This is a genomic window from Streptomyces sp. NPDC000878 (assembly GCF_053599695.1).
In genome coordinates this window covers 1-13689 of sequence record NZ_JBSFMT010000042.1, presented here as the reverse complement: position 1 = coordinate 13689, position 13689 = coordinate 1, and the positions used below count along the sequence as shown (strand labels likewise).

The following is a 13689-nucleotide window of genomic DNA, read 5'->3' as shown; positions in this document are numbered from 1 at the left end:
CCTGCAACTGGTGTGCAGGAGCCTGGAAGGCGCGACTGAATGCCCGTACGACCGCCAGCCGATGACCGACGACCGGCGACCGATGACCAGTGAGGCCCCACCTCCGCATGACCACCACCGCTACCGCTCCCGCCCCCGGTCCGTCCGTCCGGCACCGCATCCGTACCTCGATGACCCGCAAGGAGTGGGCGAGCCTCGGCGGGATGGCCGCGTTCATCCTGGCGCTGCACGTCATCGGCTGGTTCACGCTGGTGGTGATCGTCGCCCCGGAGCACTACAGCCTGGGTACGAAGACCTTCGGTATCGGCATCGGCGTCACGGCCTACACGCTCGGCATGCGGCACGCCTTCGACGCCGACCACATCGCCGCGATCGACAACACCACCCGGAAACTGATGAGCGAGGGCCAGCGCCCGCTGTCGGTCGGCTTCTGGTTCTCGCTGGGCCACTCGAGCATCGTGTTCGCGCTCGCGTTCCTGCTCTCCCTCGGCGTGAAGGCCCTGTCGGGCCCGGTCGCCGACGACAACTCCGAACTGCACGACGTCACCGGCTGGATAGGCACGACGGTCTCCGGGACCTTCCTCTACCTCATCGCGATCATCAACATCGTGATCATGGCGGGCATCTGGAAGGTCTTCCGCCAGATGCGCACCGGCCACTTCGACGAGGAGGCCCTGGAGGAGCAGCTCAACAACCGGGGCTTCATGAACCGCCTCCTGGGCCGCCTGATGAAGTCGATCACCAAGCCGTGGCAGATGTACCCGCTGGGCATGCTCTTCGGCCTCGGCTTCGACACGGCGACGGAGATCGCGCTCCTCGTCCTCGCGGGTTCGGGCGCGGCCTCGGGCCTGCCCTGGTACGCGATCCTGTGCCTGCCGATCCTCTTCGCGGCAGGCATGTCACTGCTCGACACGATCGACGGCTCGTTCATGAACTTCGCGTACGGCTGGGCCTTCTCCAAGCCGGTCCGCAAGGTCTACTACAACCTCACGATCACCGGCCTGTCGGTCGCCGTCGCGCTCATCATCGGCACGGTGGAGCTGCTCGGCCTGATCGCCGAACAGGCGGACCTGCACGGCCCGTTCTGGGACTGGGTCTCCGGCCTGGACCTCAACATCATCGGTTACGTGATCGTCGGGCTGTTCTTCGCGACGTGGGCGGTGGCCCTGCTGGTGTGGAAGGTCGGCCGTATCGAGGAGAAGTGGACGGCGGGCCTGGCGCAGCCGACCCCGGCCCCCGAGGAAAGCTGACCGCTCACTCTTCCTCTCACTCCTCCTCGCTCGCGATGGCGTTGATCGCGGCGGCGGCGATGGCACTGCCGCCACGACGACCACGTACGACGATGTGCTCCAGCCCCGACGGATGCGCAGCCAAGGCCTCCTTGGACTCGGCGGCGCCGACGAACCCGACCGGAACACCGATGACGGCGGCGGGCCGGGGCGCACCCTCCTCGATCATCTCCAGCAGCCGGAACAGAGCGGTGGGCGCGTTGCCGACAGCGACGACCGCCCCCTCCAGCCGGTCCCGCCACAGCTCAAGAGCGGCGGCACTGCGCGTGGTCCCGAGCTTCGCGGCCAGCTCGGGGACGGCCGGGTCGGTGAGGGTGCACAGCACGTCGTTGTCGGCGGGCAGCCGCTTGCGGGTCACCCCGCTGGCCACCATTCGTACGTCGGTGAAGATCGGCGCGCCCGCACGGAGAGCCGCACGGGCGCGGGCCACGACACCGGGCGTGTACGACAGGTCCCGTACGAGGTCGACCATCCCGCAGGCGTGGATCATCCGCACGACGACCTGACCGACGTCGGCGGGCAGGCCCGCGAGGTCGGCCTCGGCGCGGATGGTGGCGAAGGACTGGCGGTAGATGGCGGCGCCGTCCTTCTCGTAGTCGTACGGGGGCATGGTGCTCTTCTCGCTGCGCCGGGTCGGCATGTGGCTGTCATGTGGGCTGTGCCATTTTGCCCTTGCTGGATGTCGACCGGGGTCAGGCCTCCGGCTTGGCGTCGATCTCGGCGATCAGAGCCCCGACGCGCTCGCGGATCTCGTCCCGGATGGGACGCACGGCCTCGACGCCCTGCCCTGCCGGGTCCGCCAGGTCCCAGTCGAGGTACTTCTTGCCGGGGAAGACCGGGCAGGCGTCGCCGCAGCCCATGGTGATGACGTAGTCGGACGCCTGGACGGCCTCGGTGGTGAGGATCCTCGGCGTGGCACCGGCGATGTCGACACCGACCTCCCGCATGGCCTCGACGGCGGCCGGATTGACCCGGTCACCGGGGAGGGAACCGGCGGAACGGACCTCGACACGGTCACCCGCGAGATGGGTCAGAAAACCGGCGGCCATCTGGGAACGCCCGGCGTTGTGGACACAGACGAAGAGGACGGAGGCGAGGGGGGTGAGCGGGCTGGAGGACATGGGCCCTTCCTTCATATGTGCGTACTTCAGATGCGCGTATTCGGAGTGATGTGAAAGTATCAGCCCATGCTGAAGTCAGTCGACACTGATCTGATGCGGGTTCTCGCGGATCCGCTCCGCCTCCACATCGTCACCCTGCTCGCCAGGGAAACGCTCTGCAGCACCCACCTGGTGGAGGAGACGGGGGCCAGACAGACGAACCTCTCCAACCATCTGAAGGTGCTGCGCGAGGCGGGGGTCGTGGAGACGGAACCCTGCGGCCGGTTCCTCTACTACCGCCTCAAGCCCGACGTCATCGCCTCCCTCGCGGGCCGGTTCGCCGACCTGGCGGAGACGGCACGCGCCACCGCCGAGAACGACGTCAAGCGGCCCTGCCCTTGAAGACGTCGACGACAGCCCCGACGGCGTCCGCGACGCCCCCGCTGACCTCCAGGGCCGCGGCCGAACTCCTCGGCACCGCGCTCCTCGTCGCGATCGTGATCGGCTCGGGCATCCAGGCCACCGAGCTGACGACGGACGTCGGGGTGCAGCTGCTGGCGAACTCGATCGCCACGGTCTTCGGCCTCGGCATCCTGATCCTGCTGCTCGGCCCGGTCTCGGGCGCGCACTTCAATCCGGTGGTCACCCTGGCCGAGTGGTGGACGGCCCGGCGCGGCGGCGCCGGCGTCACGGCCCGCGAGGTCGCGGTGTACGTCCCCGCACAGATCGTCGGTGCGACAGCGGGCGCGATCCTCGCCGACGCGATGTTCGGCGAGCCGCTGGTGGAGTGGTCCACGCACGACCGCTCGGCCGGTCATCTGCTGCTGGGCGAGGTGGTGGCCACCGCCGGCCTGATCCTCCTGATCTTCGGCCTGGCCCGCACCGACCGCCTCCGGTACGCCCCCGTGGCCGTGGCCTCGTACATCGGCGCCGCCTACTGGTTCACGTCGTCCACGTCGTTCGCCAACCCGGCGGTGACGATCGGCCGCACCTTCAGCGACACGTTCGCGGGGATAGCGCCGGGGTCGGTACCGGGGTTCATCGGTGCCCAACTGGTGGGCGGGGTGGTCGGGTTGGCGCTGGTGGCAGTCGTCTTCCGGCCCAGTCGGCCCAGCCGGACCGCTGGATAGTGGATTAGATAACTATCTATATTGACGGTTGCCGAATCAGGTGCCATGCTGGGCCGTAGGAAATCGATAGATGTCGAAGTAAGCCCACTCGATCATGGAGATTCGTCATGTCGTCCCGCGTACAGCTCGCCCTCCGCGTCCCCGATCTCGACGCGTCCATCGCCTTCTACAGCAAGCTCTTCGGCACCGAACCCGCCAAACTCCGCGACGGCTACGCCAACTTCGCGATCGCGGAGCCGCCGCTCAAGCTCGTCCTCATCGAAGGCACGGCGGGCGAGGAGACACGCATGGACCACCTGGGGGTGGAGGTCGAGACGACCGAGGCGGTCCACGCGGCCACCGCCCGCCTGGGCGAGGCAGGTCTCGCCACCGACGTGGAGGACGACACCACGTGTTGTTACGCCCTCCAGGACAAGGTCTGGGTCCACGGCCCCGGCCAGGAACCCTGGGAGGTGTACGTCGTCAAGGCCGACGCGGACTCCCTCGCCAAGCAGCAGGGCAGCACCTGTTGCGCCGACCAACCTGCTGACATCGGCGTTCACGACGATCGAGTTACTGCCTTGAGCATGGCGAATCCGGAGCAACCGTGATCGGAACCGTGGGCGGCCTGTACCGCTACCCGGTCAAATCCCTGCTGGGCGAGGCGATCACAGCCACGGAGGTCACCGAGCGCGGTCTGGCCCACGACCGTCGGCTCACCCTCGTCGACACGGAGACGGGAAGGATCGCCAGCGCCAAGTACCCACGCCGGTGGCGCCGTCTGCTGTCCCTGACCGCCCAACACGGCGCCGGGGCCGTCCACATCACCGCCCCGGACGGCAAGGCGTGGCACTCCACCGACCCGGACGCGGACCACCACCTGTCCCACTTCATCGGCCGCGACGTCACCCTGACCGACACTCCACCCGCGCAGCCGACCCTCGACCGCGCCCGCCCGGACGACATCCTGCGCGGCGCCACCGCCACCGCCACCGACATCGGCATCGACACCAGCCACATCGGCAGCGCGGCGCCCGCCGGCACCTTCGTCGACTACGCGCCCGTCCACCTGCTCACCACGGCCGCCCTGGCCCGCATCGACGCCCTCGCCCCGGGCGCCGCCGACGCCGTCCGCTACCGTCCCAACATCGTCCTCGACACACCCGGCTCCGGCACCGGCTCCGGCTCCGGCTTCCCCGAGAACGACTGGCCCGGCCGCACCCTGCGCATAGGCGACGACCTCACACTCCACGTCATCGCCCGCACCCCACGCTGCGCCGTCACCACCCTCGCGCACGGCCCCGTACCCGCGGACACGGCCGCCCTACGGGTCCTGTCCGACCACAACCGGATCGTCCCGCTGGACACCATGACCCCGCAGCCCTGCGCCGGAGCCTACGCACAGGTCGTCGCCCCGGGCCGGATCAGGCTCGGCGACACCGTCCGGTGGGCGTGACCGACGCGATGCCGCAGGCTCTCCCGCGCTGAAAAGGGCGAGGTCCGAAGACCCTGTCCGGGCAGGGTCGAGCTGTCTACGGAACTGCCTGCGGAGTTGCCTACGGCGCGGGCGCGGGCGCGGGTTGCTCGCCCGAGCCGCGGACGATCAGCCGGGTGGGCACGGTGATGGTGCGGGCGCGGGTGCGGTCGCCGTCGAGTCGGGTCAGGGCGGTGGCCGCGGCTGCCCTGCCGAGTTCTTCCGCGTCCTGGGCGACGACGGTCAGGGCGGGCTCGAGTGCTTCGGCGAGTGAGACGTCGTCGAAGGCGACGACGGCGACGTCCTTGCGTTTGCTGCGGGCGAGTTCGGCGACGATGCCCAGCGCCATGATGTTGTTGCCGGCGAACAGAGCCGTCGGAGGATCGGCCAGGCCGAGGAGTTGGGCGGTCGCGGCCTCGGCCCCCTGCTGGTCGTGGGCGTTGGTGACGAGCGAGCGGTCGTAGGGGATGTCGGCTTCCCGCAGCGCGGAGCGGTAGCCGGCCAGCCGCTCGCGGCGCGTGTACAGCTTCGGGGGCAGGTCGCCGACGAAGCCGATGCGCCGGTGTCCGTGTGAGACGAGGTGGGCGATGCCGTCGTGGGCGCCGGCGCGGTTGGAGCTGACGATGCTGTCCGTGGCGAGGCCGGCGCCGGGTCGGTCGAGGAAGATCACGGGCAGTCCCGCCGTACGGTGGGACTTGAGGTGGGTGTGGTCGGCGCCGACGGACGGTACGACGATCAGGACGCTGACGCGGCGGGCGAGGAACTTGTCGGTCAGGGCGCGTTCGCGTACGGGATCGTCCGCGGAGGAGCCCATGAGCAGGGTCAGTCCGCGGTCGCGGACCGTGTCCTCGATGCTCCGGGCCACGGCCCCGAAGAAGGGGTTCCCGAGGTCCGGGATGACCAGTCCGACCGTGGTGTCGGGTCCGCCGACGCGGATGTTGCGGGCCATGAGGTTCGGCTGGAAGCCGAGCTTGGCCACCGCGGCGAGTACTTGTTCCCTGGTCTGTGCGGAGGCGGGTCCGTCCGCGTTGAGGACTCGGGAGACCGTCTTGGCGCTGACGCCGACTTCTCGGGCGACATCGGTCAGGGTGGGGCGGCGGTTCGCTGCCATGGAGAAACCGTCCTGTGGGCTCTCGGTTCCGGCCGCGGCCTCGGCCGGAAACTGCGAGAGCTGGGTCGTGCTGTCAGGTGGCCTGGACTCCCGCGGCCTTCGCCGCCTCGGAATCCGCTACGACAGTATCTCCGGCCGCATCGACGGTGAGAGCGCCGGTCATGATGGCGACGACCTCGGCCATGGAGTAGTCGGAGGGCTTGATCACGGCGGTCCGCCGGCCGAGGCGGTGGACGTGGATCCGGTCGGCGATCTCGAAGACGTGGGGCATGTTGTGGCTGATCAGGACGACCGGCATGCCCTTGTCGCGGACCCGGCGGATCAGGTCCAGGACCTGGCCGGACTCCTTGACGCCGAGCGCGGCGGTGGGCTCGTCCATGACGACGACGGAGCTGGCCCAGGCGACGGAACGGGCGACCGCAACGGCCTGCCGCTGACCGCCGGAGAGCGTCTCCACCGACTGGGTCAGCGAGCGCAGACCGATCTTCAGGTCGGCCATGTGCTCGGCGGCCTCCTGGCGCATGCGCTTCTTGTCGAGCATGCGGAAGACACTGCCGAGGACGCCGGGGCGGCGGAGTTCGCGCCCCAGGAACACGTTCGAGGCGATGTCCATGGACGCGGCCACGGCGAGGTCCTGATAGACCGTCTCGATGCCGTGGGCGCGCGCACTTTGCGGGCCCGAGAAGGTGATGGGTTTCCCGTTGAGGCGTATCTCGCCCGCGTCGGGGGTCACCGCGCCGGTGAGGGCCTTGATCAGGCTGGTCTTGCCGGCGCCGTTGTCGCCGATGACGGCGAGGACCTCGCCGGGCAGCAGGTCGAAGTCGGCGCCGTCGATGGCGGTGACCTGGCCGTACCGCTTGACCAGACCACGGGCCTTAAGGACAGGGGTGGGGGTGCCGGTGGCGGTCATCGGGCCTTCTTCCGCGAGAGCTGGTCGACGGTCACCGCGAGGATCACCAGGACTCCGGTGATCAGGGTCTGGTAGATGGAGGCGACGCCCATCAGCTGGAGCCCGTTGCGGAACACGCCCACGATGAGGACACCGATGAAGGTGCCCAGGACCGATCCGCGTCCCCCGAAGAGGCTCGTGCCGCCGAGGACCACGGCGGTGATGCTGTCGAGGTTGTCGGTCTGCCCGGCCTGCGGATCGCCGACTCCGGTGCGGGAGATGAGCAGCAGGGCGGCGATGCCGTACAGCAGGCCCGCCACGGTGTAGATGCCGATGGTGAGGCGCGAGGTGCGGATGCCGTTGAGCCGGGCGGCCTCGGCGCTGTTGCCCAGCGCGTACACGTGCCGGCCCCAGCCGGTGTTGCTCAGCGAGTAGGCGAGGAGCAGGAACAGGGCGATGGTGACGAGGGAGCCGTAGGTGATGTCGGTGTGGCCGAGGGGGAAGGTCTCGCCGAGGGCGGTCAGCGGGCCGGGCAGGTTGCTGACCGTCTGCTCCTCGGAGTAGATGTGGGTCAGCGCGAACGCCACGTTGAGCATGCCGAGCGTGACGATGAACGGCGGCAGCGGGATCTTCTGCACCAGCAGCCCGTTGAGCAGCCCGAACCCGCCGCAGACGCCGATGCCCAGGGCGATCGCGACGAGCGGGGGTACGGATCCCTCGGCAGCCATCTTGGCGATCACGATGCTGCCGAACGCCATCACGGCCCCGCACGACAGGTCGATCCCCGCCGTGAGGATGATCAGGGTCTGTCCGATGGCGAGGGTGCCCACGACCATGACCTGCTGCACGATCAGCGAGAAGTTCCCGCCGGTCAGGAACTGGTCGGTCGAGAAGGAGAAGAAGGCGCAGGCCAGGAGGAGGGCGACCAGAGGTCCGGTGGTCGGCGCCGTGAGCAGTCTGCGGGCCGTGGTCGGTGCTTTGAGCTCCGAGTACGGAGTGGTCGTGGCTGTCATGCGAGGTCCTTGTCGGAAGACAGTTGTCCTTGTCGGCGGACGGGGAACGAGGCGGTTCTGGTGAAGGCCGCCCCGCAGGGGCGCCTTCAGGGGCGCGGGGAACTGCGCGACCAGCCCCCACGGGCCCGCGGCAGACGACGGCGTATCCCGCGAAGCGCTCAGCACCCGCCGCCGGGACAAGGGAGGGCGGCCGTCCCTGGCCGGGGAGGCGGGCCGACCGCCCCCGCCGAGGGGGCGACGGATCAGCCCCAGCAGTTCTCCAGGCCATACGCCGTGTCCTTCGACGCGACCCCGTCCTGCGCCTCGTCGCTGATCAGCGTGACGCCGGTGTCCGTGTACCCGGACGCCTTCGTACCGTCCTTGGCGTAAGCCACAACGGCCTTGACACCCTCCGCGGCCATCTTCAACGGATACTGCTGCGAAGTCGCGGCGATCTTGCCGTCCTTGACGGCCTGGGTGCCGGTGCAGCCGCCGTCGACGGAGACGATCAGTACGTCCTTCTCCCGGCCCTTGGCCTTCAGCGCGGTGTACGCGCCCAGCGCGGCCGGCTCGTTGATGGTGTAGACGACGTTGATGTCGGGTTCCTTCTGGAGACAGTTCTCCATCGCCGTCTGGCCCTTGGCCTGGTCGCCGCCCGTGTCCTGGGCGCACACGACGTCCTTGTCGGTGGCGCCGAAGCCCTTCAGGAAACCGTCGTGGCGCTGAACGCCGACGGAGACGCCCGGCGCGAGGTCGAGCGCGGCTATCTTCGCCGTCTTGCCCGTCATCGCGGCTTTGGCGTACTCGCCGATCAGCTCACCGGCCTTGAGGTTGTCGGTGGCGAAGAGGGCGTCGACCGCGCTCTCCGGGTCGGTCGGGGTGTCCAGGGCGATGACCAGGACACCCTTGGCGCGGGCCTTCTCGATCGCGGGCACGATCGCCTTGGAGTCGCTCGGGGTGATCAGGATGCCCTTCACCCCGGCGGCGACCATGTTCTCCATGGCGGTGACCTGCCCGGCGTTGTCCCCGTCGAACTTGCCCGCAGCGGTGGACAGTTGGGCGCCGTTCTCCTTGGCGGCCTGCTCCGCGCCCTCCTTCATCTTCACGAAGAACGGGTTGGTGTCGGTCTTGGTGATCAGGCCGACCTTGACCTCGCCCGAGCCGGAACCCGACGAGCCCGATCCGGAGCCGGACCCGCAGGCCGTCAGGGTGAGTGCCGCGACGCCCGTGACCGCGGCGGCTCTGAGGAGGGAGGAGGACAGGCGAGTGGTACGAGACATGACGACTCCTGTGGGATAGCGAGCGGCACGGAGTTGGGATCGGAGCACGCCGCCCGGGGTGTCATCGTTGACTCATGTCATCGTTGACACTGCCTGGCGAGGATGATGGACTCCGCCTCCCGGAAACGTCAATGCCCCGTGCTCGTCACAAATCGGCAAACACCCGCGGCCGTACCAATATGACTGCCCGTCAGCACCCGTAGCCGGCGCTCACTGTGACGGCCCGTCAGCCGCCCTCCCGAGTGACCGGGGTGCCCGTACGTCCGTCAGACGTCCGTCAGGGAAGAACAGCCATGAGCCCGCGTCAGATCACCGTCCTGGTGACCGTCGCCGACACGGTCGGAGCGGGCGACTCCTTCACCGCCGGACTGCTGCACCACCTCGGCACGCACGTGCTGCTGGGCGGCCGGCTGACGGAACTCCGCCTGGACGACGTCGAGGAAGCCTGCCGCTTCGGCACCCGTGTCGCGGCCCTGACCTGCTCTGTTGCCGGCCCCAATCCGCCGTGGCAGCACCAACTGGGGCAGCTCGCCGCGGCCGACCGCGCCTGACGGACGATCAGGCCGCTCAACAGGACATCGCGGCCGACCCGTTGACGCACCGGCCGGATTGCCTCCATCATCGGGCCACTCGATGTCAGCGATGACACAAGTCAACGATGACACTTCTTGCCGGTGCTGTGGACGACGGTGTCGGCAAGGCGTCACTTCTTCGGCCGGACCCGTGCCGGGCAGCAGGCTTCGCTGCGCGGTCGGCCGCAGAACAGGAGAGCCGATGAGCGCTGCACATGTATCCCGGCATGCCCGCATGCGGATGATCGCGGCGGTGGCGACGGTCTGCGCCCTGTCCGCAGCCCCGCTCGCCCCCCAGGCCGTGGCCGCGGACACCCCGCCGTACTCCGAGACCTACCGGCCCCAGTTCCACTTCACGCCGGAGAAGAACTGGATGAACGACCCGAACGGTCTCGTGTATTACGAGGGCGAGTATCACCTCTTCTACCAGTACAACCCGAACGGCAACTCCTGGGGCGACATGTCCTGGGGCCACGCGGTCAGCAACGACCTCGTGCACTGGACGGAACTCCCGCTCGCCCTCTCGCACGACGACAACGAGATGGTGTTCTCCGGCAGCGCGGTCGTCGACCGGGACAACACGACCGGCTTCGGCACGACGGAGAACCCGCCCATGGTGGCGATCTACACCAGCCACAACAAAACCACGGGCATCCAGGCCCAGTCGCTCGCCTACAGCACCGACCGCGGCCGTACCTGGACGAAGTACCAGGGCAATCCCGTCATCGACATCGGCTCCAGGGACTTCCGCGACCCGAAGGTCCAGTGGTACGCACCGACGCAGAGCTGGCTGATGACGGTGTCCATGTCCGCCGAGCACAAGGTGCGGTTCTACTCGTCCAAGAACCTCAAGGACTGGAACCTGCAGAGCGAGTTCGGCCCGGCGGGCGCGACGGGCGGGGTGTGGGAGTGCCCGGACCTGTTCCCCCTCGCGGTCGACGGCGACGAGAGCAACATCAAGTGGGTCCTTGTCGTCAACATCAACCCCGGTGGTATCGCGGGCGGTTCGGCCGCCCAGTACTTCGTCGGCGACTTCGACGGCACGAAGTTCACCGCCGAGGACAAGGGCACGTACATCCCGCCCACCGGCACGGTGACGCAGGACTTCGAGGGCACCGACTTCGGCACGTGGACGACCACGGGCACCGCGTTCGGCACGGCTCCGGCAGCCGGGGCGGTGGACGGTCAGACCACCGTCGACGGCTTCGACGGCAAGGGCCTCGCCAACAGCTTCCACTCGGGTGACGCCACCACCGGCACCCTGACCTCACCCTCCTTCACCGTCGACAGCGAGTACCTGAACTTCAAGGTCGGCGGCGGTCGGCACCCGCACGTGGACGGCACGGTCCTGGAGCGGGGAGATCCGCCCGCGGGCACGCTCCTCGCCGACTTCGAGGGCGGCACCTACGGCGACTGGACGACGACCGGGGACGCCTTCGGCACCGCACCGGCCACCGGCACCCTCCCCGACCAGCAGGCGGTCTCCGGCTTCCTGGGCAACGGCCTGGTCAACAGCTACCGCAACGGCGACACCACCACCGGCACCCTCACCTCACCCGAGTTCACCATCGACAAGGACTACGTCAACTTCCTTGTGGGCGGCGGCTACCACCCCGCCGGCTCCGACAACCCGACCGCGATCGAACTGCTCGTCGACGGCAACGTGGTCCGCAGCGCCACCGGAAAGGACGCCGAGGCGCTCAACTGGGCCTCCTGGGACGTCAAGGACCTCGCCGGCAAGCAGGCGCGGATCAGGATCGTCGACGACAACACCGGCGGCTGGGGCCACCTCAACGCCGACCACATCATGCTCTCCGACACCCGGGCCCAGCCCGTCTCCCAGGAGACGTCCGTCAACCTGATCGTCGACGGCAAGGTCGTCCAGAGCGCCACCGGCGCCAACAGCGAGACCCTGGACTGGGACTCCTTCGACCTGCGCTCCTACGCCGGCAAGCAGGCGAAGATCCAGCTGGTCGACATGAACAGAACCGGCTGGGGCCACATCCTGGCCGACCGGTTCACCGAAGCCGACACCGCCGCCAAGTCCGTCGTACAGCGCGCCGACTGGGCCGACTACGGCAAGGACTACTACGCGGCCGTGTCCTGGGAGGACGCGCCGGACGGCAAGCGGTACATGATCGGCTGGATGAACAACTGGGACTACGGCGGCGCCGTCCCCACGTCCCCCTGGCGGGGCGCGCAGAGCATTCCCAGAGAGATGGCGCTGCGTACGGTCGACGGCCGGATCCGGCTGACCAGCGAGCCGGTCGGCAGCGTGGAGTCCCTCCGGCAGGAGGGCCCGGCGACCGCGGCCGGTGTCACGGTCACGAACACCTCAGAGCCCCTGATCGGCCCCGCGGCCCAGGGCAAGGCCCTGGACATCGAGGCGACCTTCTCCCTCAACGACGCCGACCGCTTCGGCCTGAAGGTACGCACCGGCGCCGACGGCGAGGCGACCGTCATCGGCTACGACACCACGACACAGGAGCTGTACGTCGACCGCACCCACTCCGGTGCCGTCGACTTCAACAGCACCTTCCCCGGTGTCCAGACCGCGCCCCTGAAGGCGGAGAACGGCAAGGTCAAGCTGCGGATCCTCGTCGACTGGTCGTCCGTCGAGGTCTTCGGCGGCAGCGGCGAGGCCGTCATCACGGACCAGATCTTCCCCGACCCCGCGAGCGAGGGGGTGCAGATCTTCGCCGAGAACGGCTCGGCGGAGCTGGACGAGGCCGTGGTCTGGCACCTCGACTCCGCCCACAGTTGACGCCCGCAACCGACGCCCGCAACCGACGCCTGCAACGGACAAGGAGAAACGAGACCGTGAAGAAGACCCTGCTCGCCGAGTTCACCGCCCGCGAGGGAGCGGAGGACGAGGTCGCCCGTCTGATCGGCGACTACGCCCTGAAGGTGCGAGAGGAAGAAGGCAACCTCGCCTTCGACGTCTACACCAAGGAGGCCGCCCCGCGCGCCTTCTGGATCTTCGAGGTGTACCGCGACGAGGACGCCTTCCAGGCGCACCTGAAGGCACCGTACGGCGGCCCGTTCAACGCGGTCCTCGCCCCGCTGATCGAGGAGGACGCCTCGGTGCTGACCTTCCTCGATCCGGTGACCTGACCCAACCTCGGGTTCGTGGCCAACCTGGCCGAGGCGAAGGCCATGCTCTACCCGGAGGCCGGCGAGCCCCGTCCCTGACTCAGGGGCCGGTGCCGAAGCCACTCGGCTCCGGCACCGGCAGGCACCGCAGACCTCAGGTGCCATGATCGCGGCGAGTGGCGCCGAGCCTCCTTGCCGGGAGCCGCGCGTTCCTCGGGCGTGGCGTGGGTGAGCCCGATGTCGGCCGTGCGGGTCATCGATGCCGGGTGGGCGCCCGCTCTCAGCCCTGGGCGTCGATCTCGGCATCGGCGACGGCGATGGCGATGCCGAGCGCCTTGGCGATGTTGCCCGCTGCCGTCATGACGCGGGCGGTGCCCACGATGGGCGCGATGGCGACCAGGACGTCCTGCAACTGGTCGGCGGTCAGGCCGGCCTTGAGGGCAGGGTCGATGTGGGCCACGTAGGAGATGGGCGGGGCGTCCGAGGCGGCGAGCGCCGCGATACGCGTGAGTATGAGCAGGTCAGGGGCCAGCCCGCAGCGCTCGATCGAGTCGACCGTCATGGCGGCGAGGGTGTCCAGGACAGGGGTTTCAGATGCAGTGGCCATGGCGTTATGCGCTCCTTGGTGTGTTTCCGATCCGGTACCTGGCCTCGGGACTGTCGGGCGAATGTGCTTCAGTGCTCTGACGGGCTGGGTGCGGTGCACAGGGCCCAGATCACCAGGGCGTTGATCGCGATGAGGACGATGGCCCAGAACGGTGCGTAGGGGATCCAGAGGAA

Annotated in this window: 15 protein-coding genes and 1 pseudogene; 8 read left to right on the top strand and 8 right to left on the bottom strand. The window is 69.0% G+C overall.

The window, feature by feature from the left end; all coding sequences use genetic code 11:
* Positions 1 to 170 precede the first annotated feature (170 nt).
* A complete protein-coding gene (locus tag ACWDR4_RS30460) occupies positions 171 to 1250 on the top strand; it encodes a HoxN/HupN/NixA family nickel/cobalt transporter (protein WP_450413374.1) in 1080 nt (359 codons plus the stop codon).
* A gap of 16 nt (positions 1251 to 1266) precedes the next feature.
* Here the strand turns inward: ACWDR4_RS30460 and ACWDR4_RS30455 are convergent, their stop codons facing one another.
* A complete protein-coding gene (locus ACWDR4_RS30455; RefSeq protein ID WP_450413373.1) occupies positions 1267 to 1899 on the bottom strand; it encodes a precorrin-8X methylmutase in 633 nt (210 codons plus the stop codon).
* A gap of 82 nt (positions 1900 to 1981) precedes the next feature.
* Positions 1982 to 2410 carry an arsenate reductase ArsC gene (locus ACWDR4_RS30450; RefSeq protein WP_450413308.1) on the bottom strand — a complete coding sequence of 143 codons (429 nt, stop codon included), beginning with the start codon at positions 2408 to 2410 and terminating at the stop codon, positions 1982 to 1984.
* Positions 2411 to 2476: 66 nt separating this feature from the next.
* Between ACWDR4_RS30450 and ACWDR4_RS30445 the strand changes: the two genes are divergently transcribed.
* The 4 genes from ACWDR4_RS30445 to ACWDR4_RS30430 all read left to right on the top strand — a co-directional run bounded on the left by ACWDR4_RS30445 (position 2477) and on the right by ACWDR4_RS30430 (position 4954).
* Positions 2477 to 2791: an ArsR/SmtB family transcription factor gene (locus ACWDR4_RS30445; RefSeq protein ID WP_450413307.1), complete on the top strand. Its 315-nt coding sequence runs from the start codon at positions 2477 to 2479 to the stop codon at positions 2789 to 2791.
* Positions 2788 to 3519, top strand: coding sequence for an aquaporin (locus ACWDR4_RS30440; protein WP_450413306.1), 732 nt, complete (start codon positions 2788 to 2790; stop codon positions 3517 to 3519). Before ACWDR4_RS30445 ends, ACWDR4_RS30440 begins: the two co-directional genes overlap by 4 nt.
* A gap of 107 nt (positions 3520 to 3626) precedes the next feature.
* Complete coding sequence (locus tag ACWDR4_RS30435; protein ID WP_450413305.1) at positions 3627 to 4109, top strand: ArsI/CadI family heavy metal resistance metalloenzyme; 483 nt, start codon at positions 3627 to 3629, stop codon at positions 4107 to 4109.
* A complete protein-coding gene (locus ACWDR4_RS30430) occupies positions 4106 to 4954 on the top strand; it encodes an MOSC domain-containing protein (protein WP_450413304.1) in 849 nt (282 codons plus the stop codon). Before ACWDR4_RS30435 ends, ACWDR4_RS30430 begins: the two co-directional genes overlap by 4 nt.
* A 100-nt stretch (positions 4955 to 5054) precedes the next feature.
* Here ACWDR4_RS30430 and ACWDR4_RS30425 read toward each other — a convergent pair whose 3' ends face one another.
* From ACWDR4_RS30425 to ACWDR4_RS30410, 4 genes are all read right to left on the bottom strand, one after another.
* The gene (locus ACWDR4_RS30425) at positions 5055 to 6083 is read right to left on the bottom strand and encodes a LacI family DNA-binding transcriptional regulator (protein WP_450413303.1); all 1029 of its coding nucleotides are present in this window, start codon (positions 6081 to 6083) and stop codon (positions 5055 to 5057) included.
* Between the two features lie 73 nt (positions 6084 to 6156).
* Complete coding sequence (locus tag ACWDR4_RS30420; protein WP_450413302.1) at positions 6157 to 6993, bottom strand: ATP-binding cassette domain-containing protein; 837 nt, start codon at positions 6991 to 6993, stop codon at positions 6157 to 6159.
* A complete protein-coding gene (locus ACWDR4_RS30415; protein WP_450413301.1) occupies positions 6990 to 7985 on the bottom strand; it encodes an ABC transporter permease in 996 nt (331 codons plus the stop codon). The genes ACWDR4_RS30420 and ACWDR4_RS30415 overlap by 4 nt, the downstream gene beginning before the upstream one ends.
* 242 nt (positions 7986 to 8227) lie before the next feature.
* Positions 8228 to 9244, bottom strand: coding sequence for a substrate-binding domain-containing protein (locus ACWDR4_RS30410; RefSeq protein WP_450413300.1), 1017 nt, complete (start codon positions 9242 to 9244; stop codon positions 8228 to 8230).
* A 314-nt stretch (positions 9245 to 9558) separates the two neighbouring features.
* Here ACWDR4_RS30410 and ACWDR4_RS30405 point away from each other — a divergent pair.
* From ACWDR4_RS30405 to ACWDR4_RS30395, 3 genes and pseudogenes are all read left to right on the top strand, one after another.
* Positions 9559 to 9795, top strand: a pseudogene (locus ACWDR4_RS30405) (PfkB family carbohydrate kinase); the annotation flags it as partial.
* A 223-nt stretch (positions 9796 to 10018) separates the two neighbouring features.
* Positions 10019 to 12580 carry a GH32 C-terminal domain-containing protein gene (locus ACWDR4_RS30400; protein WP_450413299.1) on the top strand — a complete coding sequence of 854 codons (2562 nt, stop codon included), beginning with the start codon at positions 10019 to 10021 and terminating at the stop codon, positions 12578 to 12580.
* Positions 12581 to 12636: 56 nt separating this feature from the next.
* Entirely contained in the window at positions 12637 to 12930 is a 294-nt protein-coding gene (locus ACWDR4_RS30395; RefSeq protein WP_450413298.1) for a putative quinol monooxygenase, read from the top strand.
* 259 nt (positions 12931 to 13189) lie between these two features.
* On the opposite strand, the gene ACWDR4_RS30390 is transcribed toward ACWDR4_RS30395, so the two are convergent.
* Positions 13190 to 13516 carry a carboxymuconolactone decarboxylase family protein gene (locus tag ACWDR4_RS30390; protein ID WP_450413297.1) on the bottom strand — a complete coding sequence of 109 codons (327 nt, stop codon included), beginning with the start codon at positions 13514 to 13516 and terminating at the stop codon, positions 13190 to 13192.
* A gap of 68 nt (positions 13517 to 13584) precedes the next feature.
* On the bottom strand, positions 13585 to 13680 hold the full coding sequence (locus ACWDR4_RS30385) for a DUF7144 family membrane protein (protein WP_450413372.1): 96 nt from the start codon (positions 13678 to 13680) through the stop codon (positions 13585 to 13587).
* Positions 13681 to 13689 lie beyond the last annotated feature (9 nt).